The organism is Roseisolibacter agri (assembly GCF_030159095.1).
Lineage (GTDB): Bacteria > Gemmatimonadota > Gemmatimonadetes > Gemmatimonadales > Gemmatimonadaceae > Roseisolibacter > Roseisolibacter agri.
Genome location: NZ_BRXS01000004.1, coordinates 335,512 through 355,086 on the forward strand (window position 1 = coordinate 335,512; position 19,575 = coordinate 355,086).

The window sequence follows — 19,575 nt, forward strand, 5'->3', positions numbered from 1 at the left end:
CCCATGCTCGTCGTCACGACTCCCGCCATCGAAGGCCGCCCCGTGCGCCAGTACCTCGGCCTCGTGTCGGGCGAGGCGATCCTCGGCGCGAACGTCTTCCGCGACTTCTTCGCCGGCATCCGCGACATCGTCGGCGGCCGCTCGGCCGCGTACGAGGAGGAGCTGCGCAAGGCGAAGCAGATCGCGCTCGACGAGATGGTCGCGCGCGCGCGCGACCTCGGCGGCGACGCGGTCATCGGCGTCGACCTGGACTACGAGAGCATCCAGATGGGCAGCGGCGGCGGGATGCTGATGGTCAGCGCGAGCGGCACGGCGGTCCGGCTGGGCTGACCGCAGGGGGCACGCGGCCTGCGCTCACGGCGCCCCCACCTTCGCAGGAGGCACCATGAGCGGAAGTCCCGGCAACAGCAGCGCGGGCACGCAGGGCGGCCGCACGCCGCGCAACGACAACGCGGACATCGTCGAGCGGCACGGCCGTCCCGGCGGCCGGAACACGGGCGGCACCGACGCCGAGGCGCACGCGCGTCCGACGCTGACCGGCGAGCGCGACTCGCGCCGCGCCGATCCCGATCGTCCGGACGCGTCGGAGGAGGACGACTCGCGCGACGAGGACCGCTAGCTCGTCGCGCGGTCCGTCAGGCCGGCACGCGCGCCGCGAGCTCCGCGAGCCGCGCCACGGCCTGCGACAGCACGGGGGCCGGCTGGACGAGCGAGATGCGGAACCAGCCGGCGCCACCGGGGCCGAACGCGAGGCCGGGCGTCACCACCACGCCCACCTCGTCGAGCGCCGCGCGCACCCAGCCCCAGTCGTCGAACCCCTCGGGGACGGGGAGCCAGGCGTACATCGCGGCGCGCGGCGGCGTGACGTCCCAGCCCGCCTCGCGCAGCGCCGTGTAGACCGCGTCGCGGCGCGCGCGGTACTCCGCGACGATGGGCGCCGCGAGCGTCGCGTGCGCGTCCAGCGCCGCGGCGCCGGCGGCCTGCGCGACCCACGGCGTGCCGTAGCCGACGTTCGTGCGGTAGGCGCCGAGCGTCGCGATCGCCTCCGCACTGCCGGCGGCGAAGCCGATGCGGAGGCCGGCCATGTTGAACGCCTTGGAGCACGAGTGCAGCTCGACGGCGACGTCCATCGCGCCCGGCACCTCGAACACGCTCGGCGCGCGGTAGCCGTCGAACGACAGCTCGGCGTACGCGAGGTCGCTCAGGAGCAGCAGCCCGTGGCGCCGCGCGAACGCGACACAGCGCGCGAGGAACGCGACGTCGCACACCGCGCCGGTCGGGTTGTTCGGGTAGTTCACCACGAGCACCTTCGCGCGCGACAGGACGTCCGCGGGGATCGCGTCCAGGTCGGGCAGGAAGTCCGGCGCCGGCGTCGGGATGAACCACGCGTCCGCGCCGTTGAGCATGGGCGCGCGCGCGTAGACGGGGTAGTAGACCGCCGGCACCAGCGCGACGTCGCCGGGTCCGCAGTAGGCCTGCAGCAGCTGCGCGACCCCCTCCTTGGACCCGCTGACCGCGATCAGCTCCTGCGCCGGGTCGAGCGCGACGCCGAAGCGCGCCGCCATGTAGCGCGAGGCCGCGCCCAGGAACTCCGGCGTCCCGCGGAACGGCGGGTAGCCATGGCGCGACGTGTCGCCGGCGGCGCGACGGACGGCCTCCATCACCGGCGCGGGCGTCGGCTGGTCCGGGCTGCCGATGCCGAGGTCCACGAAGGTCCGGCCCCGGGCACGGGCGTCGGCCTTCAGCCGGTCGAGCTCCGCGAAGACGTAGGGCGGGAGGCGGTCGAGCGAGGGGATGGGGCGGGGCAGCACGACGGGGCGGGACGGGGACGACGGGGGCGTGGGAGCGCGGAATCTAGCCGGGACCGCGTCCGGACTGCGGTCCCAGCCCCGGGACGCGCCGTCGCGCCCGTCGGTCACCGCCGCCGAGTCGGGACTCGGATCCGCAGCCCGTAGCGCGCAGCCCGCAGCCCGCCGTCCGCAGCGCCGCTCAGAAGAGCTGCGTCCACGCCCGGTCGCGGGCCCGCACGAGGATGGCCGAGCCGCGCAGGGCGCTCTCCACCGCGCACTTCGAGTAGCGCACGGTCTGGTTGCCCGTCCACAGGCTGCCGTTGTTGCTCAGGTTGACGTTCCGGGCCATGACCGCGCCCGTGATGTTCGCGGTGCCGTTGCCGCGCTCCACGTCGTCGCGCACGATGATCAGCCCGACCCAGTCGAAGGTGCCGCGAAGCTTCAGGTTCCCGTTCACGAGCAGGATCCCCTGGCCGCGTCCGTTCGACTGCAGCTCCAGGTCGCCGTCGACGTAGATGATCGGGAAGTAGTTCACGCACGACGCCACCGAGCCCGCGCCGCGGAACGGCTCGCCCCAGTTCTGTGTGTTGCTGTACCGGCACGTGCCTGCGCTGTCGACGGGCAGGATCGTCATGCCGGGTGCCGCGCCGTTCAGGTACTTGATCGTCGCGTTCGCCGTCAGCGTGTTCCACGACTCGGTGCCGAAGCGCACGTAGGTGTTCGAGTCGCCGGCGGCGGGATCGAAGATGACCTTCGGCGCGCCCGACGGGATGTTGCGGTCCGAGGAGTCCGACTGCGCGGTGCCGGGCGGCACCGCGATCGCCGGCATCAGCGTGCCGCGCATGCCGTTGCAGATGGAATCCGCCCACGCCACGTCGCTGTCCCACGAGTACGGGACGTAGTCACGGCCGTCGACGATCGCGGAGCCCTGCAGGTCCACGCGTCCGCCCGCCGTGATCGCGCCGCGCGGCTCGATGGTCGGATACGCCAGGCGCAGGATCGCGCCCACGCTGCGCTGCGCCGTCAGCGCCGGGTTCGGGATGCTCGCGCGCCCGACCGACTCCACGTGGTACAGCATGTTCGTCAGGCGCGTGATGCGCACCTTCGACGTGTCGCCGGCGGCGACCCACACGTTGGTCGAGTCGACGCGGCCGACCGCGAGCCCGCGCGGCGCCGGGAGGTTCAGCTCCGTGCGCCAGTTCGCCACCTGCTGGTTCAATCCGTACTCGGCCACCGACATCGCGCGCTGCTCGATGAGCGTGTTGCGGCCGCCGCGGAACGTCTGCCGCGAGGCGGTGAACGAGCTCGCGGCGAGGGTGCTGAGCACGACGAGCAGCATCAGCGCGATCGGCAGCGCCATCCCGCGGCGCGGCGCCGACAGCCGGCGCGCGCGACGCCGGGCGGCGAGGCGGAGTCTGGGCATGCGCATGTGGGTCTCGCGGGTGCGGGAGGCGTGCTGCGCGATCAGGCGGCTACAGCCGGTTGCGGAGCGCGACGCGCACCGCCACCGAGTCGCGGAGCACGATCGTGTCGCGCGTGCCGCCGCGGATCAGCGCCCGCGCGCGGAAGGTGAGGTCCACGCGGCCGACGTTCGTGCCGGTCGGGGCGGCGAGCGCGACGCCGAGCGTGTCGAAGTAGCTGAACTTGATGCCGACGCGCGGACCGCCCGCGGCCTCGAACGGCCCGGCGATCGGCTCCGTCTGGCCCCACCCGCCGGTCAGGTACTCGCGGTAGCCGAGGTACCACGCGTCGCCGCCGTTCGGCTTGTAGAGCGAGTAGCGCACGGAGCGCAGGAAGCGCACGGGCGCGCCCGCGACCGTCGTGATCGGCGGATCGCCGTTGAGCGTCAGGCGCCAGCGCGGCTTGCTCGCCGGCGGGTCGAGCACGGGATCCGTGAAGGGCGCGCCGGCGCAGCTCGCGGCAGGCGCCGGCGCGATGCTGACCAGCGCGTACGGCAGCCAGCGGTCGTCCTCGGGGCCGGTGCGCGTGTTGTCGTCGTAGACGAGGACCGTGTCGCCCGGCAGCGGCGACGTGTGCCACTGCGTGAGCGCGTTGCGCGCGGCCATCAGCGGCGGCAGGTCCAGCTGGTTGGCCGCCGGCCGCACGCAGATGATCGACGAGCCGATCGTCGCCCGCAGCTGGATGGCCGAGTCCTGCAGGGCGGTGATGTCGCCGCCGGCGCGCGACGCCGCGCGCAGGTCCAGCGGCAGCAGCCCGAGGCCCGTGCGGAGGTCGCGCTGCATCTGCGTCGCGCCCTGCGTGCGGTTGAACATGCGGTACTGGCTCGTCAGCATCGTGCCGAGCGTGGCGCCGACGACCACGAGCAGCGTCATCGCGACCAGCAGCTCCGGCAGCGTGAAGGCCGCGCGTGCGGACAGGCGTGCGCGCATGCGCGCGGGCATGTGCGGGGTCACTGCTCGCGGCATGGGATCACGCTCTGGTAGACGAGGGTGTTCGCGCGACCCGGCACCGTCAGCGAGTCGGTGAGCCGCTTCACGTTCCAGCCGTCCACCACCCGCCACTTCTCCACCACGCCACGCGTGGTGGACGTGCCCGACGTCGCACCCGCGGTGGCCAGCGTGGCGCAGGGAAGGCTCGACAGCGAGTCGAAGCGCGACTGCGCGATGGCCGCCGCGAGCGTCTGCGTCGAGCCGCGCCGCGTCGTCTTGGCGGCCACCACGCCCAGGCCGGCGACCGCGAGGAGGCCGATCGACAGCAGGATGATCGCGGCGATGACCTCGATCAGCGTGAAGCCGCGGCGATCGGCCGCACGGCGCGGCGCGTTCGCGCGTGCGCGCCCGCGCGCCATCACGGCGTGCACCCGCGCGGCAGGATCATGCCGAAGTTCGTCACGCACACGGAGTCCTTGCGGAGCCCGCGCGTGACCACGAGGCGCGCCGTGTGGAGCAGGCGCGGGTTCGCGAGGCCGCGCGAGTCGTACGCGATGACGGTGTCCGCCGGGTCGGCGCGCGTCAGCGTCACGTTGAACGCGGTGTCCAGGCGCAGCGGGCCGAGCACGGTGTAGCGGCCGCTCGCCGCGGCGCCGGGCGCGCCCGTGTCCACGGTGACGAGCAGGCTGTCGGTGCGCAGGTGCACGCGCGCCGTGCGGCCGCGCTGGATGGCGGCGGCCCGCGCTGCCTCGATGGCCGTCGCCAGCTCCTGCCGCGCGCCGCGCACCGAGGCGCCCTCGCGGAAGGCGCGCGCCTTCGGGCCGGCGATGGCGATCATGATGCCGGCGACCGCGATCGTGAGCAGAAGCTCCACCATCGAGAAGCCGGCACGCCGAGCGGCGCCCCCGGGGGGGCGCGTGGCCGGCCGGTGAGGGCGGCAGGGGAGGGCGCTCATCATACCTCCTACGGTCTCGGCAGTGGGCGACCAGGGCTTGAGTCGACGGGACATGCGCCCGACTGCGAGGTGGACGCGGCACCGAGAAGCGCGGCAACGCGTTTGCGCCCGTCGGCGCGTCACGGCGCCGGCCGCACTCATTCCGTCATCGGCCCGCGGCTTGCCGGCCTCGCGCGTGTCCGCACGTCCACCTCGACCACGAAGGAGCCCGCCCCCGTGCCCGATCCGCATCGCCGCTTCCCGTCGCGCGTCCCGTTCGCCGTCCTCGCCGCGGGCGCGCTGCTCGCCACCGCGTGCGGGGCCGACTCCGCGCAGGAGCGCACCGCCACGGGCGAGGTGGAACGGTCGGCCGCCGCGCCGGGCGATACGCCGCCGGGCGATTCCGCGCCGGCGTCCACCGCGACGACCGCGAAGCCGGCCTGCGCGCCGGACGACGCGGGCATCACGCTGCCCGCGGGCTTCTGCGCGACGCTGTTCGCCGACAGTGTGGGCGGCGCGCGACATGTGGCGGTCGCGCCCAACGGCGACGTCTTCGTCGCGCTGCAGTCGCCGCGGCGCCGCGGCCCCGACGAGACGGGCCAGACGCCGTCGGGCGGCATCCTCGCGCTGCGCGACCGCGACGGCGATGGTCGCGCCGACACGCGCGAGACGTTCGGTGGGCGCGGCGGGTCGGGGATCGCGCTCGCGCCGGGCTGGGTCTACGCGGACCAGGGCACGACGATCGTGCGGCACCCGGTGCCGGCCGGCCAGCTGCGCCCCAGCGGCGCGGCCGAGACGATCGTCGAGGGGCTGCCGACCGGCGGCCACGCCGCGCACAGCATCGTGCTCGACGGGCGCGGGACGCTGTTCGTGAACGTCGGCTCGCTCAGCAACTCGTGCCAGCAGAAGGACCGCGGCAATGGCTCGCCGGGGGCGGACCCGTGCACCGAGCTGGAGACGCGCGCGGGCGTGTGGCGCTACCGCGCGGATCAGCCCGGCCAGAAGTTCGCGCCCGCGGCGCGCTTCGCGACCGGCATCCGCAACGCGGTCGCCATGACGCTCGCCCCGGACGGCCAGCTCTGGGTGGCGCAGCACGGGCGCGACCAGCTCTTCCAGAACTGGGGCGAGAAGTTCACGGCCGCGCAGAGCGCGGAGCTCCCCGCCGAGGAGCTGATGCCCGTGCGCCAGGGTGACGACTTCGGCTGGCCGTACTGCTACTACGACCCGACGCAGCAGAAGCTGGTGCTGGCGCCGGAGTACGGCGGCGACGGGAAGACGGTCGGGCGCTGCGCGCAGAAGAAGGCGCCGGTCGCGGCCTTCCCCGCGCACTGGGCGCCGATGGCGGTGCTCTTCTACACGGGACGGCAGTTCCCCCCGCGCTACCGCAACGGCGTCTTCGTCTCCTTCCACGGCTCGTGGAACCGCGCGCCGCTCCCGCAGGCGGGCTACCAGGTCGCCTTCCTCCCGATGAGCGGCGGCCGCGCGGCGGGCGCGCACGAGACCTTCGCGGACGGCTTCACCGGCGGCGCCGACCGCCGGCAGCCGGGCCAGGCGCTCCATCGCCCGGTCGGCCTCGCCCAGTCGCCCGACGGCGGCATCTACGTCACGGACGACGTGCGCGGGCGGATCTGGAAGATCGTGTACGTGGGGGTGAACTGAGCGTCGAGCGGTGAGCGGCGAGCGTCGAGTCGGCTCCCGTCGCGGAGCCGGCCGCCGCGCCGTCGTCCCGGACGATTAGCTTTCAGCCTCGGCTCGACGCTCGCCGCTCGCCGCTCCCGGTTCGCCGCTCACCGCTCGACGCTCCCATAGACCCATGGCTCCGCGCCTCAAGGAACTCCACGCCGCCGGTCAGTCGCTCTGGCTCGACTACATCGACCGCGCGATGCTCCAGAACGGCGATCTCGAGCGCCGCATCCGCGAGGATGCGCTGACCGGGATGACGTCCAACCCGACGATCTTCGAGAAGGCGCTGGCCGAGGGCGCGCACTACGACACGCAGCTCGCCGCCGCCGAGGCGGGGCTGACGCCGTGGGAGCTGTTCGAGCTCGTCGAGACCGAGGACGTGCGCCGCGCCTGCGACCTCTTCCTCCCGGTCTACGAGGCCACGAAGGGGAAGGACGGCTACGTCTCGATCGAGGTCTCGCCCGGCGTCGCCGAGGATCCCGACGCGACGATCGAGGAGGGGCGCCGCCTGTGGGCGACCGTCGCGCGGCCGAACGTGATGATCAAGGTGCCCGGCACCGAGAGCGGCGCGCGCGCCGTGCGCTCGCTCCTGGCCGAGGGCATCAACGTCAACGTGACGCTGCTCTTCTCGGTCGAGGCGCACCGCCGCGTGATCGAGGCCTACCTCGACGCGCTCGACGAGCGCGTGGCCGCGGGCAAGCCCGTCGACCGCATCGCCAGCGTCGCGAGCTTCTTCGTGAGCCGCGTCGACTCGGAGATCGACAAGCGCCTCGACGCGATCATCGCGCAGCTGCCCGAGGAGCGGAAGTCGTACGTCGCGTCGCTCAAGGGCCGCGCCGCGATCGCCAACGCGAAGCTCGCGTACCGCCTGTTCCAGACGATGTTCTCGGGACAGCGCTGGGATGCGCTGGCCGCGAAGGGCGCGATGGTGCAGCGCCCGCTCTGGGCCAGCACGAGCGTGAAGAACCCCGCGTACCGCGACGTGCTCTACGTCGAGCAGCTGATCGGCCCCGACACGGTGAACACGCTGCCGCCCGCGACGCTCGAGGCGTTCCGCGATCACGGCGAGGTGGCGCGCACGGTGGACCAGGACGTCGACGGCGCCGAGCGGCTCCTCGCCGACCTCGAGGCGCTCGGCATCTCGATGCCGGCGGTGACCGACAAGCTGCTCGTCGAGGGCATCGCGTCGTTCCAGAAGTCGTTCGACGGGCTGCTCGCGGGGCTCGAGAAGAAGATGAGCGCGCTCGTCGCGCGCTGACCGCGCGCCGACTCTGTTCGCGTCCCTGCCCGCGAGGTATCGTAGCGGCCGCGCTCGTCCGTCGAGCGCGGCCGCTGCCCCTTTCGCCCTCCGATGACGACGCGCTCCCTCCGCACCACGGCCGCCGCGCTCGGCCTGCTCGTCGCCACCGTGGCCGCCGCGCGGCCGGTGGGTTCGCTGCCCGCGCTCGGCGACTTCCTCGACCCGACGCGCGGCGTGTGGGCGAACGCGCGCGCGCACGACGCGCCGCCGACGCTCACGATCGCGGGGCTCGCGGGACCGGTGCGCATCGTCTACGACGATCGCCGCGTCCCCCACATCTTTGCCGGCAGCGAGGAGGACGCGTACCGCGCGCTCGGCTACGTCGTCGCGCGCGACCGGCTGCTGCAGCTGCACGTGCAGACGCTCGCCAGCAGCGGGCGGCTGACCGAGCTGGCCGGCGAGCGCGCGCTGGCGCTCGACCGCGAGATGCGCGGGCTCGGCATGCCGCGCGCGGCGGAGGCGAAGCTGCGCGCGGTCGGCGAGGACACGCCGAGCGGCCGCGTGCTGCGCGCGTACGCCGATGGAATCAACGCGTGGATCGACGGTCTCACGCCCGCGCGCCTGCCGATGGAGTTCAAGCTCCTCGGCGTGCGGCCCGAGCGGTGGACGCCGCTGCACTCGCTGCACGTCATCAATCGCATGGGCTACACGCTCGCGTACGACGCGCCGGAGATCGACCGCGCGGCGGTGGCGGCGCGCGTCGGCGTGGCGGCGGCCGCGGCGCTCTTTCCCGAGCGCGCGCCCATCGTGGAGCCGATCCAGCCCAACGGGCAGAGCGCGCCGCGCCTGGATTCCACGCGCCTCGCGCCGCCCGGCGCGCCCGATCCCGAGGCGGCCCGCCTCGTCGCCACGCACGACGCCTTCTTCCCGCTGCGCGACCGCGCGATCCCGCCCGACGAGCGCGCACACCTCGCGAGCAACAACTGGGCGGTGGCGTCGCGGCGCACCGCGGGCGGTCACGCGTTGCTCGCCGGCGATCCGCACCTCGAGCTCACGCTGCCGTCCATCTGGTACGAGGCGCACCTCGTCGTGCCGGGAAAGCTCGACGTCTACGGCGTCACGATCCCCGGGTTGCCGGGCGTCGTGATCGGCTTCAACCGCGACGTCGCGTGGACCTTCACCAACACCGGCGCCGACGTCCTCGACTTCTTCGCCGAGGAGGTGGACGACGCCACGCGGCCCACGCGCTACCGCGTGGACGGGCAGTGGCGCGCGGTGGAGCAGCGCGTCGAGACCTACCGCGGCAAGGACGGCGAGATCGTCGAGGTGGACACGCTGCGCTTCACGCACCGCGGGCCGCTGCGCCGCGACACGGCGTTCGCGGCCGGCGGTGCGCCGCGCTGGCTGTCGATGCGCTGGACGGTGCTCGATCCGTCCGATCCGCTGGCGGCGTTCCGCGAGGGCTCGCACGCCACGTCGGCGCGCGGATTCCTGGACGCGCTCGCGGCGGGCTACTTCGCGCCCGCGCAGAACATGCTCGCCGCCGATCGCGCCGGCACCATCGCCATCCGCTCGACGGGGCACTATCCGATCCGCGCGGGCGACGGCTCGGGCTACGTCGTGCGCGACGGTCGACGGTCGGACAACGACTGGCGCGGCTGGATCCCGGTGTCGCGCTACCCGCAGGCGTTCGACCCGCCGCAGGGCTTCCTCGCGTCGGCCAACCAGCAGCCCATCGATCCGCGCGCGACGACCGACTTCTGGGGAGGGGGCTACGATCCGTGGCGCGCGCTGCGCATCAACGCGCTGCTGCGCGCCGACTCCGCGGTGACGCCCGACGTGATGCGCCGCTGGCAGACGGATCCGGGCAGCGAGCGCGCGAACCTCTTCGTTCCATTCTTCCTGGGCGCCGCGGAGCGCGTCGCGGCCGCTGGCGGCGCGAATGCAGCGCGGCTGCGCGAGGCCGCGCGCCTGCTGGGCGAGTGGGACCGCCGCTACACGCGCGAGAGCACGCGCGCCGCGCTGTTCGAGGGCGCGATGCGCCAGCTCGCCGACCGCACGTGGGACGAGCTGCTCGCGCCGCGCCCGCGCGCCGGCGACGGCGCGAGCACGTGGCCCGACGGCGCGGCCAGCGGCCGCCGCGTCGCGACACCCGCGAGCGCGATCCTCGCCACGCTGCTGCGCGACTCGGCCAGCGCGTGGTGGGACGACCGCCGCACGCGCGACCGCGTCGAGGACCGCGACGCCATCCTCGCCGCGAGCCTGCTGGCCGCGCACGACGCGCTGGTGCAGCGCAGCGGCGCACCCGACGCGGGTGGCTGGACGTGGAGCCGGCAGCGCCACGCGAACATCAACCACCTCCTGCGCCTGCCCGCGCTCTCGCGGCTCGAGCTGCCGGTGCAGGGAGGCACGGGCACGCTCAGCCCGTCCTTCGGGAACGGGACGCACGGCGCGAGCTGGCGCATGGTCGTCGAGCTGGGCCCCGAGGTGCGCGCCTGGGTGACGTATCCCGGCGGCCAGTCGGGCGACCCGGCCGATCCGGGCTACACCGACCGGCTGCCGCGCTGGCTGGCGGGCGAGCTCGACGAGGCCCGCGCCCCGCGCACGCCGGAGGAGCTGCCCGCCGCCCGCCGCTCGCCCCGCCTGGACCTCACCCTCAGCCCGCGCTGACCATGCGCCTCGTGCCCTTCCTGCTCTGGGCGGCCCTCACGGCGCTGACGACGCGCCTGCTGGGCTGGTGGTCGGTGCCGCTGGTGGCGGCCCTCATGGTGGTCGCGAGCGCGCTCGTCGAGCCGCGGCTCGCTGCCCGCGTGCGCGGCTCGGCCGCCCTCGGCGCGGGCCTCGCGGCCGCCCTCGCGTGGGCGGCGCTCATCGCGTGGGACGCCATGGGGCCCGGTTTCGGGGCGGTGCGGGGGATCCTCGCTCGCCTGTTCGCGCTGCCCTGGCCGGCCGTCCTGGTCGTGACGCTCGCCCTGCCGGCGGCGCTGGCATGGTGCGCGGCCGCGGTGACCGAGGGCGCCCTCGCGCTCTGGCGGCCTGCCGGCGACGCGCCGGCGTCTCGCGCCGCGCTCGCCCTCGACGAGCCGCGCTCGGCCACGCTGGGTTGACGGCGTCGGCCGGCTCCGGCCGGCGCGCGCCCGGTGGTGATTAACTTGCCTGCGCTTCGCGCGCCGCGGGAACGTTCCCGCGGCACGGCGCGACCCGCCCTGCGTCCGTCCAGCGCCCGTACAGCCGCCCAACGTCTCGTGGCCACGTCATATACCCCGCGCACCAAGATCGTCGGTACCCTCGGCCCCTCGAGCACGTCGCGCGAGGCGATCCGCAGCCTCATCGAGGCGGGCCTCAACGTCGCCCGCATCAACTTCTCGCACGGCACGCACGAGCAGCACGCGGAGCGCATCCGCATCGTGCGCGAGGTCGCGGCCGAGCTGGAGAAGCACGTCGCCATCCTCGGCGACCTGCAGGGGCCGCGCATCCGCATCGGCGACCTGCCCGCGCCCATCGAGCTGGCGCCGGGCGACGACCTCTGGCTCGTGCCCGAGACCGAGGCCCACGACGTCGCCGCGCGCGAGCTGCCGGTCACCTACGATGCGCTCGGCGACGACGTGCACGAGGGCGACCGCATCCTGATCAACGACGGGCTGATCGAGCTGGTCGTGCTCGACGTCGTCGGGCGCAGGGTGCACGCGCGCGTCATGCACGGCGGGCGGCTCTCCAGCCACAAGGGGATGAACCTCCCCGGCGTGCAGGTCTCGGCGCCGTCCATCACCGACAAGGACCGCGCCGACGTCGTGTTCGCGGTCGAGCACGAGCTGGAGTACATCGCGCTCAGCTTCGTGCGCCGCGCGGAGGACGTGCACTCGCTGCGCGCGCTGATCCCCAAGCGCACGCTGATCGTCGCCAAGATCGAGAAGGACCAGGCGCTGGACGCGATCGAGGAGATCGTGCAGGCGACCGACGCGGTGATGGTGGCGCGCGGCGACCTGGGCGTCGAGCTGCCGTTCGAGCGTGTGCCGCTGGCGCAGAAGCAGATCATCCAGGTCGCCAAGCGCCTCGGCAAGCCGGTGATCACGGCGACGCAGATGCTCGAGTCGATGGTCGAGCACCCGCGGCCCACGCGCGCCGAGGCGAGCGACGTCGCCAACGCGATCCTCGACGGCACGGACGCGGTGATGCTGTCGGCGGAGACGGCGGCGGGCGCCTATCCGCGGCTGGCGGTGGGCGCGATGCGGCGCATCATCGCCGAGATCGAGGCGCACCCGTCGCCGATGATGCTGCGCGACGAGCGCCGCGCGCGCGGCGTCTTCGTCACCACCGAGGAGGCGATCGCCGCCGCGACGGTGGCCGCCGCGCAGCAGCTCGGCGCGCCGCTGGTGATCGTGTTCACCAAGAGCGGCTTCACGGGCCGCATCGTCAGCTCGCACCGGCCGCCGGTGCCCGTGCTCGCGCTGACCGACAACCCGCAGGTCGCGCGGCAGCTGGCGCTCGTGTGGGGCGTCGTGCCGGCGCTCGTGCCGCACCAGGACTCGTACAACACGATGGTCGTGGTGGCGCTCAGGGCCGCGGTGGACCTGCAGCTGGCGTCGCCGGGCGATCGCGTGGTGGTGACGGCGGGACATCCGTTCGACCAGCCGGGCACCACGAACCTGATGAAGGTCGAGGTGGTGCCGTGAAGGGTGCCGTGACGCGGCGCCGCGTGCGCGCGCGGTGCGGCTGACCTTCCTGGGCACGGGGACCTCGTTCGGGGTCCCGCAGATCGGCTGCGACTGCGCGGTGTGCCACTCGGCCGACCCGCGCGACCGGCGCACGCGCGTCGGCGCGCTGGTGGAGACCGACGCCGGCCGCCGGCTGCTGATCGACACGCCGCCCGAGCTGCGCCTGCAGCTCGTGGCGGCGAACGTGTCCGGGGTGGACGCGGTGCTGTTCACGCACGACCATGCGGACCACACGCACGGCATCGACGACATCCGCGCCTTCACCGCGCGCAGCGCCGGGCCGCTGGCGATGTGGGCGTCGCCCGCCACCGCGTCGGCGCTGGCGCGCAAATTCCCATACATCTTCGACGACGCGATGCGCGCGCTGCCGGGCACCTTCAAGCCCGAGGGGCGCCTGCACACCGTCGAGGAAGGGGAGACGACGACGATCGCGGGCGTGGACGTGACCGCGGTGCGCGTGCCGCACGGCTTCGCGGAGGTCCACGCCTATCGCATCGGGCCGCTCGCCTACGTCACCGACGCGAAGGCGATCCCCGACGCGGCGGTGGCGGTGCTGCGCGGCGCACGCGTGCTGGTCGTGAACGCGCTCTTCCGCACGCCGCATCCGACGCATCTCAGCATCCCCGAGGCGATCGACGCGGCGCGCGCGATCGGCGCCGAGCGGACGTACCTCACGCACCTGACGCACCGCTACTCGCACGCCGAGCTGGAAGCCGAGCTGCCGGCGGACGTGCGGCCGGCCTACGATGGACTGACGGTGGAGATCTGATCAACCTCACACGCTCGACGCTCGACGCTCGACGCTGCCCCCTCGCCTGGGTGGAGCGTCGAGCGTCGAGCGTCGAGGGGAGCGAACCGTGGCACTGAGCCTGGACTTCACCAACATGTTCCTCCCCGGCGTCGTCACCGACGCCGAGTGGAGCGAGAGCGCCGGGCGGCTCCGCGGCGCGCACGACGCCGTGATGGAGAGGCACGCCCGCGGGGAGCTGGGCTTCATCGACCTTCCCGAGGACCAGGCGCTGCTGGAGCAGACGACGCGCTACGCCGAGCGTGCGCGCGGGCGCTGGACGGACGTCGTCGTCCTCGGCATCGGCGGCTCGGCGCTGGGCCCCATCGCGCTGCGCACGGCGCTGCGGCCGTTCGGCTGGAACGGGCTGTCGGACGAGGCGCGCGCGGGCAACCCGCGGCTGCACGTCCTCGACAACGTCGATCCGGACACGATCACCGCGACGCTCGCGACGCTCCCGCTCGACCGGACGCTGTTCCTCGTCATCTCCAAGTCGGGCGGCACGGCCGAGACGATGGCGCAGTACCTCCTGGTGCGCGGCGCGCTCGACGCGCGCTTCGGCGCGCGCGCGGTCGAGCACCTGGTGTTCGTGACCGATCCGGCCAAGGGCTCGCTGCGCCCGATCGCGACGCGCGAGAGCATCGCCGCCCTCGACATCCCCGCGAACGTCGGCGGCCGCTTCAGCGTGCTGTCGCCGGTGGGGCTGCTGCCGGCGGCGCTGATCGGCATCGACGTCACCGCGCTCCTCGCGGGCGCGGCGGACATGCGCCGCCGTTGCGTCGACGGCGACCTCGCGACCAATCCGGCGGGCACGTTCGCGGTGCTGCAGTGGCTCGCGCACGCGCGGCACGGGCGCGGCATCCACGTGCTGATGCCGTACGCCGATCCGCTGCGCGACTTCGCCGCCTGGTTCGTGCAGCTGTGGGCGGAGTCGCTCGGCAAGATCCTGCCGGACGGGACGTCCGTGGGCCCGACGCCGGTGCCCGCGCTCGGCGCCACGGACCAGCACTCGCAGGTGCAGCTGTTCATGGAGGGGCCGGCCGACAAGACGGTGACCTTCGTGGCGGTCGCGGGGCGCGAGGCGCGCGGGCCGATCCCGGCGCTGCACGCCGACGTGCCCGACCTCGCCTACCTCGGCGGCCACACGCTGGGCGAGCTGCTGGAGATCGAGCGCCGCGCGACGGCGGGCGCGCTCGCGGCACGCGGCCGCCCGAACATGACGCTCACGCTCGACACGGTGGACCCGTGGCACGTCGGCGCGCTGATCCAGTTCCTCGAGCTGGCGACCGCGTACGCGGGTGAGCTGTACGGCGTGAACGCGTTTGACCAGCCGGGCGTCGAGCTGGGCAAGCGGTTCACGTACGGCATGATGGGCCGCCCGGGCTTCGAGGCCGCGCGCGACGAGTTCGCCGCGCTGCCGCAGAGCGACGCCAGCCGGCGCATCTGAACGGCGGGCGGCCCCTGGTCCGCCCTTGCCCCTTCACCGGCAGCCGTGGGAGATTTCCCGGCTGACCGCATCCGCTCCTCTCTCGATTCCAGCTTTCCCATACCTATGGAACCGCAGCTCGCAACGGCGTCCTCCAAGCTCTTCGGCGGCGCCGTCACCGTGCAGGACGGCCGTGTGACCGTCACAGACGAGGCGGCGCTCGCCACCGAGCAGATGGACGCGCTGGTGCGGCACGCCGTCTTCGGCAGCGACCACGAGAAGGAGTGGGCGCGCTGGGTGATCTGGGAGCTCGGGCAGGCGGTCGGCGTCCGCCCGGCGTCGATCCACGACCTCTACATCGCGCGCGGCCGCGGCGAGGTGGGCGGCTTCACGGTGCCCGCCATCAACGTGCGCGCCTCGTCGTACGAGACCGCACGCGCGATCTTCCGCACCGCCATCAAGCTCGACGCGGGCGCGTTCATCCTCGAGATCGCGCGCTCCGAGATCGCCTACACCGAGCAGCGGCCGGCCGAGTACGTGACGGTGATGCTCGCGGCGGCGATGCGCGAGGGCTTCCGCGGCCCCGTGTTCATCCAGGGCGACCACTTCCAGGTCAACGCGAAGAAGTTCGCCGTCGATCCCGTGACCGAGGTCAACGCGGTCAAGCAGCTCGTGACCGAGGCCGTGCACGCGGGCTTCTACAACATCGACGTCGACACGTCGACGCTGGTGGACCTCAAGCAGCCCGACCTCGACGCGCAGCAGCGCCCGAACTACGAGACGGCGGTCGACATCACGCGCTACGTGCGCTCGGTGGAGCCGGCGGGCGTGACGATCTCCATCGGCGGCGAGATCGGCGAGGTGGGCACGGAGAACTCGACGCCGGAGGAGCTGCGCGCCTTCATGGGCGGCTTCGACCGCGTGCTGCAGGCGCAGGCGCCGGGCACCGCCGGGCTCTCGAAGATCAGCGTGCAGAGCGGCACGTCGCACGGCGGCGTGGTGCTGGCCGACGGCTCCATCGCCGACGTCGCGCTGGACCTCGAGACGCTGCGCATCCTCGGCGAGATCGCGCGCGACGAGTACGGCCTCGCGGGCGCGGTGCAGCACGGCGCGTCGACGCTCCCGGACACGGCCTTCAACAACTTCCCGAAGACCGAGACGGCCGAGATCCACCTCGCGACGAACTTCCAGAACATGATGTACGACCACATCCCGGCCGCGCTGCGGACCGAGATGTACTCGTGGCTGGACCTCAACGCGCGCGACGAGCGGAAGGCGACCGACACCGACGAGCAGTTCTACTACAAGTCGCGCAAGAAGGCGATCGGGCCGTTCAAGCAGCAGCTCTGGGGGCTCGACGCGGACACGAAGGCGCGACTGGGCGCCGCGTACGACGCGAAGTTCGAGTTCCTCTTCACGCAGCTCGGCGTCGGCGGGACCAAGGCGGCGGTGACGAAGTTCGTGCACCCGCCCGAGCAGCGCCGCCCGATGCCCGAGGGGGGCCGTCCGGCCGTCGAGGCGGCGCCGGACGACGCCGACCTGAGCGACTGAGCCCGGCGGGCAGTGCCGACGCGCCCGGCGGGCCGTCGCCTCCGGGCGACGCGCTCGCCGGGCGCTGGCTTTCGGCGCTCCAGGCGCTGGTGGGCCACGCGGCACACGAGGTCAACAACGCGCTCAACGGCGCGGTCGTGAACGTCGAGGTGGTGCGGATCCGCGCGCGGCCCGGCGCCGACGGCGGCGGGGCGGCGCCGTTCGCCGAGTCGGCCGCGGGCGAGCTGGAGCGGGCGGCGGCGCTGGTCGGCGCGCTGGTCGGGCTGTCGCGCGGCGCCCGGCAGGCCGGCGACGGGCCCGTGGACGTGGGCGCCGTGCTGCACCAGGTCGTGACGCTGCTGGCGCCCGCGCTGGCGCACGGCAGGCTCGCGCTCACGGTCGAGCCGGGCGTCCGCCACGCGGCGACCGGGGCCCCCCTCACCGGGGTGCGCCTCGCCGTCGCGAGCGCGCTGTTTGCGGCCGCCGGCGCCCGGGATCCGGCGACTGGCGCCGGCCGTTCCGGAGGCGTACCGTCGGGCGGTGCGGCAGAGGTCGTCGGCGCGGATCCTGCGGATGAGCCAGACCGGAGTCTGCGGTGTACCCTGCGCCTCGACCCGACCGCCGAGCTCCGGCTCGACGCGGGGGACGGACCGGGGACCACCACAGGTCCGGGGGGCAGGCCGCCGCTGGCGCTGCCGGACGAGGAGGATCTGGAGGCGCTCGCCGCCGTCGGGATCCACGTCGTCCGCGACGGCGACGCGGTGGTCATCCGCTTCCCGCCCACGGGGACCGCCGCGTAGGCCGCCCGGGCACTCGAGGCACGTCGCACGGCTCCGCGCATCATCGCGATTCACGTCGGCTCCGCCGGCGCCGCTCCACTCCGCAGACTTCCATGCAGCCCAAGATCCTGATCGCCGACGACGACCAGAAGGCCCGCGCGCCGCTGAGCGCGATCCTCGAAGCCGAGGGGTTCGCCGTCGACACGGCGGACGACGGGCAGAAGGCGCTCGACATGCTCTCCGCCGGCACCTACGGCCTCGTGCTCGCCGACCTGAAGATGCCCAAGGTCGACGGCATCGCGCTGCTGCAGGCGATGCGCGAGCGGCAGATCCCCACCGAGTTCGTGATGATCACGGGCGAGGGGAACACCGACGTCGCGATCGAGGCCATCCGCGCCGGCGCCGCCGACTACCTCGAGAAGCCGCTGACGGCCGACCGCCTGAGCAAGCTCAAGGCGCAGATCCCGAAGCTGCTCTCGCAGTTCACCGTCCAGCAGAAGAACCGCGAGCTGGAGACGAAGCTCGAGGGGCTGACGTCGTACGGGGAGCTCGTCGGGCAGTCCGAGGGGATGCGCGCGGTCTACGAGATGATCGAGCGCGTCGCGCCCTCCACGGCCTCGGTGCTCATCCTCGGCGAGAGCGGCACGGGCAAGGAGCTCGTGGCGAACGCGCTGCACCGCAAGAGCGAGCGCGCGAAGGGCCCGTTCTTCGCGCTCAACTGCGCGGCGCTGCCCAAGGAGATCCTGGAGAACGAGCTGTTCGGCCACGAGAAGGGCGCGTTCACCGGCTCGACGAACGAGAAGCCGGGCGCGTTCGAGATGGCGAGCGGCGGCACGATCTTCCTCGACGAGGTGGCCGAGATGTCGCCCGACATCCAGGTGAAGCTCCTGCGCGCGCTGGAGACGCGCATGGTGCGCCGCCTGGGCGGCAAGAAGGAGATCGCCGTCGACTTCCGCATCGTCGCCGCGACCAACAAGGACCTGCAGAAGGCGATCGCCGACAACGAGCTGCGCGAGGACCTCTACTACCGCCTCGCGGTGGTCGAGCTCGACCTGCCGCCGCTGCGCGAGCGGGGCGGGGACGTGCAGCTGCTGGCGCTCGAGTTCCTGCGCCGCTTCGCGAAGGCGAACGGCAAGAAGCTCGAGGGCTTCGACGAGACGGCGCTGGAGTGGATCAACAGCTACCAGTGGCCCGGCAACGTGCGCGAGCTGCGCAACGCGATCGAGAAGGCGGTGATCATGGCGCGCGGCTCGCGCGTCACGCTCGAGGACCTGACGTCGCGCCGCCACCGCGCCACCAGCGAGTACGCGTCGGTGGTGTCGGTGCCCGTGGGCTCGACGCTGGCCGAGGCGCGCCGGCAGCTGGTGTTGAAGACGCTCGCGTCGACCAGCGGCGACATCGACAAGACGGCGAAGACCGTCGGGATGTCGGTGCTGGAGGTGCGCGCGGAGCTGCAGGCGCTCCTGGAGCGCCGCTCGCGCGACGGCGCGGAGGCGGGCGGCGAGGGGGAGGAGTCGGCCGACGCCGACGCCCATCCTGCCGAGCCGCCGGTCGCGATGCCGCCGGATGCGCCCTCCCCGGTGGGGAAGGCGGCGACCAAGCCGGCCGCCGTCGGCCGCGCACGGAAGGCCGGCTGACCCCACGACACGGCCCGCCACGCGGCGGTCCGACCTGACGGTACGACACGTGCCCCGCCGGCGACCTGCCTGCGGGGCACGCGCACGGTAGATTGTCCCGCGGCCATCCCTGCCAACGCACTGGAGAGTCCGACCGCCCATGCGCCACGACGAGTACGACGACGAGCCGACGGTCGTCATCGAGAAGCACAGCGGGAGCGTAGGCTCCTTCCTGATCGGCCTCGCGGTGGGGGCGGGCGTCGCGCTGCTGTTCGCGCCGCAGCCCGGCATCGAGACGCGCCGACAGATCTCGCGGCGCGCGCGCGATGCGCGCGACCGCGCGATGGACCTCGCCGACGACGTCACGAACCAGATCACGGACCAGATCGACCGCACGCGCGAGGTGGTGACCGAGCGCGTGGATCGCGCGCGCGAGGCGGTGGACCTGAAGCGCCGCCAGGTGCGGCGCGCGATCGACGCCGGCCGCACGGCCGCCACCGAGGCGCGCGTGGACCTGGAGCGCCGGATCGCGGAGACCAAGGCCGCGTACCAGGCCGGCGCCCGTGTCGCGCGCGAGGAGCTGGAGCGCGGGCGCGTCGGCAGCGGCCTCGAGGCGGGCGCCGATGCCGGTGTCGCCGATCTCGACGACGACGTCTGACACGACGTCCGACCGCACCCCGGTCGA

The 19,575-nt window shown here is 73.8% G+C and carries 18 protein-coding genes; 13 read left to right on the forward strand and 5 right to left on the reverse strand.

Annotated features, from left to right (window positions below; genetic code table 11):
* The first annotated feature begins 3 nt into the window (after window positions 1–3).
* Window positions 4–330 (forward strand): heavy metal-binding domain-containing protein, encoded by a 327-nt coding sequence (locus rosag_RS13675; RefSeq protein WP_284350701.1) that lies wholly within the window; start codon window positions 4–6, stop codon window positions 328–330.
* 55 nt (window positions 331–385) lie between these two features.
* Entirely contained in the window at window positions 386–619 is a 234-nt protein-coding gene (locus tag rosag_RS13680; protein WP_284350702.1) for a hypothetical protein, read from the forward strand.
* Between the two features lie 16 nt (window positions 620–635).
* Here the strand turns inward: rosag_RS13680 and rosag_RS13685 are convergent, their stop codons facing one another.
* The 5 genes from rosag_RS13685 to rosag_RS25465 all read right to left on the reverse strand — a co-directional run bounded on the left by rosag_RS13685 (window position 636) and on the right by rosag_RS25465 (window position 5,366).
* The gene (locus tag rosag_RS13685) at window positions 636–1,811 is read right to left on the reverse strand and encodes an aminotransferase class I/II-fold pyridoxal phosphate-dependent enzyme (RefSeq protein ID WP_284350703.1); all 1,176 of its coding nucleotides are present in this window, start codon (window positions 1,809–1,811) and stop codon (window positions 636–638) included.
* A gap of 178 nt (window positions 1,812–1,989) precedes the next feature.
* On the reverse strand, window positions 1,990–3,213 hold the full coding sequence (locus rosag_RS13690; RefSeq protein WP_284350704.1) for a pilus assembly PilX N-terminal domain-containing protein: 1,224 nt from the start codon (window positions 3,211–3,213) through the stop codon (window positions 1,990–1,992).
* Between the two features lie 49 nt (window positions 3,214–3,262).
* Window positions 3,263–4,192, reverse strand: a complete 930-nt coding sequence (locus rosag_RS13695; RefSeq protein WP_284350705.1) for a PulJ/GspJ family protein — start codon at window positions 4,190–4,192, stop codon at window positions 3,263–3,265.
* Between the two features lie 8 nt (window positions 4,193–4,200).
* Window positions 4,201–4,611 (reverse strand): type IV pilus modification PilV family protein, encoded by a 411-nt coding sequence (locus rosag_RS13700; RefSeq protein ID WP_284350706.1) that lies wholly within the window; start codon window positions 4,609–4,611, stop codon window positions 4,201–4,203.
* Window positions 4,599–5,366 carry a pilus assembly FimT family protein gene (locus tag rosag_RS25465; RefSeq protein ID WP_425607506.1) on the reverse strand — a complete coding sequence of 256 codons (768 nt, stop codon included), beginning with the start codon at window positions 5,364–5,366 and terminating at the stop codon, window positions 4,599–4,601. Before rosag_RS25465 ends, rosag_RS13700 begins: the two co-directional genes overlap by 13 nt.
* Here rosag_RS25465 and rosag_RS13710 point away from each other — a divergent pair.
* From rosag_RS13710 to rosag_RS13760, 11 genes are all read left to right on the forward strand, one after another.
* The gene (locus rosag_RS13710; RefSeq protein WP_284350708.1) at window positions 5,352–6,773 is read left to right on the forward strand and encodes a PQQ-dependent sugar dehydrogenase; all 1,422 of its coding nucleotides are present in this window, start codon (window positions 5,352–5,354) and stop codon (window positions 6,771–6,773) included. The two genes, rosag_RS25465 and rosag_RS13710, sit on opposite strands and share 15 nt — an antisense overlap.
* 154 nt (window positions 6,774–6,927) lie before the next feature.
* On the forward strand, window positions 6,928–8,055 hold the full coding sequence (tal, locus tag rosag_RS13715) for a transaldolase (RefSeq protein WP_284350709.1): 1,128 nt from the start codon (window positions 6,928–6,930) through the stop codon (window positions 8,053–8,055).
* Window positions 8,056–8,148: 93 nt separating this feature from the next.
* On the forward strand, window positions 8,149–10,707 hold the full coding sequence (locus tag rosag_RS13720) for a penicillin acylase family protein (protein WP_284350710.1): 2,559 nt from the start codon (window positions 8,149–8,151) through the stop codon (window positions 10,705–10,707).
* A gap of 2 nt (window positions 10,708–10,709) precedes the next feature.
* Entirely contained in the window at window positions 10,710–11,144 is a 435-nt protein-coding gene (locus rosag_RS13725) for a hypothetical protein (RefSeq protein WP_284350711.1), read from the forward strand.
* 138 nt (window positions 11,145–11,282) lie between these two features.
* Entirely contained in the window at window positions 11,283–12,710 is a 1,428-nt protein-coding gene (gene pyk, locus rosag_RS13730; protein WP_284350712.1) for a pyruvate kinase, read from the forward strand.
* Between the two features lie 34 nt (window positions 12,711–12,744).
* Window positions 12,745–13,521, forward strand: a complete 777-nt coding sequence (locus rosag_RS13735; protein ID WP_284350713.1) for an MBL fold metallo-hydrolase — start codon at window positions 12,745–12,747, stop codon at window positions 13,519–13,521.
* A gap of 88 nt (window positions 13,522–13,609) precedes the next feature.
* Window positions 13,610–14,986 carry a glucose-6-phosphate isomerase gene (locus tag rosag_RS13740; RefSeq protein ID WP_284350714.1) on the forward strand — a complete coding sequence of 459 codons (1,377 nt, stop codon included), beginning with the start codon at window positions 13,610–13,612 and terminating at the stop codon, window positions 14,984–14,986.
* A 105-nt stretch (window positions 14,987–15,091) separates the two neighbouring features.
* A complete protein-coding gene (locus tag rosag_RS13745) occupies window positions 15,092–16,516 on the forward strand; it encodes a class II fructose-bisphosphate aldolase (protein ID WP_284350715.1) in 1,425 nt (474 codons plus the stop codon).
* Window positions 16,517–16,605: 89 nt separating this feature from the next.
* Complete coding sequence (locus rosag_RS13750; RefSeq protein ID WP_284350716.1) at window positions 16,606–17,295, forward strand: sensor histidine kinase; 690 nt, start codon at window positions 16,606–16,608, stop codon at window positions 17,293–17,295.
* 92 nt (window positions 17,296–17,387) lie between these two features.
* The gene (locus tag rosag_RS13755) at window positions 17,388–18,911 is read left to right on the forward strand and encodes a sigma-54-dependent transcriptional regulator (RefSeq protein WP_284350717.1); all 1,524 of its coding nucleotides are present in this window, start codon (window positions 17,388–17,390) and stop codon (window positions 18,909–18,911) included.
* A gap of 139 nt (window positions 18,912–19,050) precedes the next feature.
* Window positions 19,051–19,548, forward strand: coding sequence for a YtxH domain-containing protein (locus tag rosag_RS13760; protein WP_284350718.1), 498 nt, complete (start codon window positions 19,051–19,053; stop codon window positions 19,546–19,548).
* Window positions 19,549–19,575: the final 27 nt, after the last annotated feature.

Bases quoted from the DNA above. Each gene is read 5' to 3' on its own strand.
- tal (WP_284350709.1), top strand. From the start codon at position 6,928: ATGGCTCCGCGCCTCAAGGAACTCCACGCCGCCGGTCAGTCGCTCTGG.
- rosag_RS13725 (WP_284350711.1), top strand. From the start codon at position 10,710: ATGCGCCTCGTGCCCTTCCTGCTCTGGGCGGCCCTCACGGCGCTGACG.
- rosag_RS13755 (WP_284350717.1), top strand. From the start codon at position 17,388: ATGCAGCCCAAGATCCTGATCGCCGACGACGACCAGAAGGCCCGCGCG.
- rosag_RS25465 (WP_425607506.1), bottom strand. From the start codon at position 5,366: ATGCGGATCGGGCACGGGGGCGGGCTCCTTCGTGGTCGAGGTGGACGT.
- rosag_RS13720 (WP_284350710.1), top strand. From the start codon at position 8,149: ATGACGACGCGCTCCCTCCGCACCACGGCCGCCGCGCTCGGCCTGCTC.
- rosag_RS13760 (WP_284350718.1), top strand. From the start codon at position 19,051: ATGCGCCACGACGAGTACGACGACGAGCCGACGGTCGTCATCGAGAAG.
- rosag_RS13690 (WP_284350704.1), bottom strand. From the start codon at position 3,213: ATGCCCAGACTCCGCCTCGCCGCCCGGCGTCGCGCGCGCCGGCTGTCG.
- rosag_RS13680 (WP_284350702.1), top strand. From the start codon at position 386: ATGAGCGGAAGTCCCGGCAACAGCAGCGCGGGCACGCAGGGCGGCCGC.
- rosag_RS13675 (WP_284350701.1), top strand. From the start codon at position 4: ATGCTCGTCGTCACGACTCCCGCCATCGAAGGCCGCCCCGTGCGCCAG.
- rosag_RS13745 (WP_284350715.1), top strand. From the start codon at position 15,092: ATGGAACCGCAGCTCGCAACGGCGTCCTCCAAGCTCTTCGGCGGCGCC.
- rosag_RS13695 (WP_284350705.1), bottom strand. From the start codon at position 4,192: ATGCCCGCGCGCATGCGCGCACGCCTGTCCGCACGCGCGGCCTTCACG.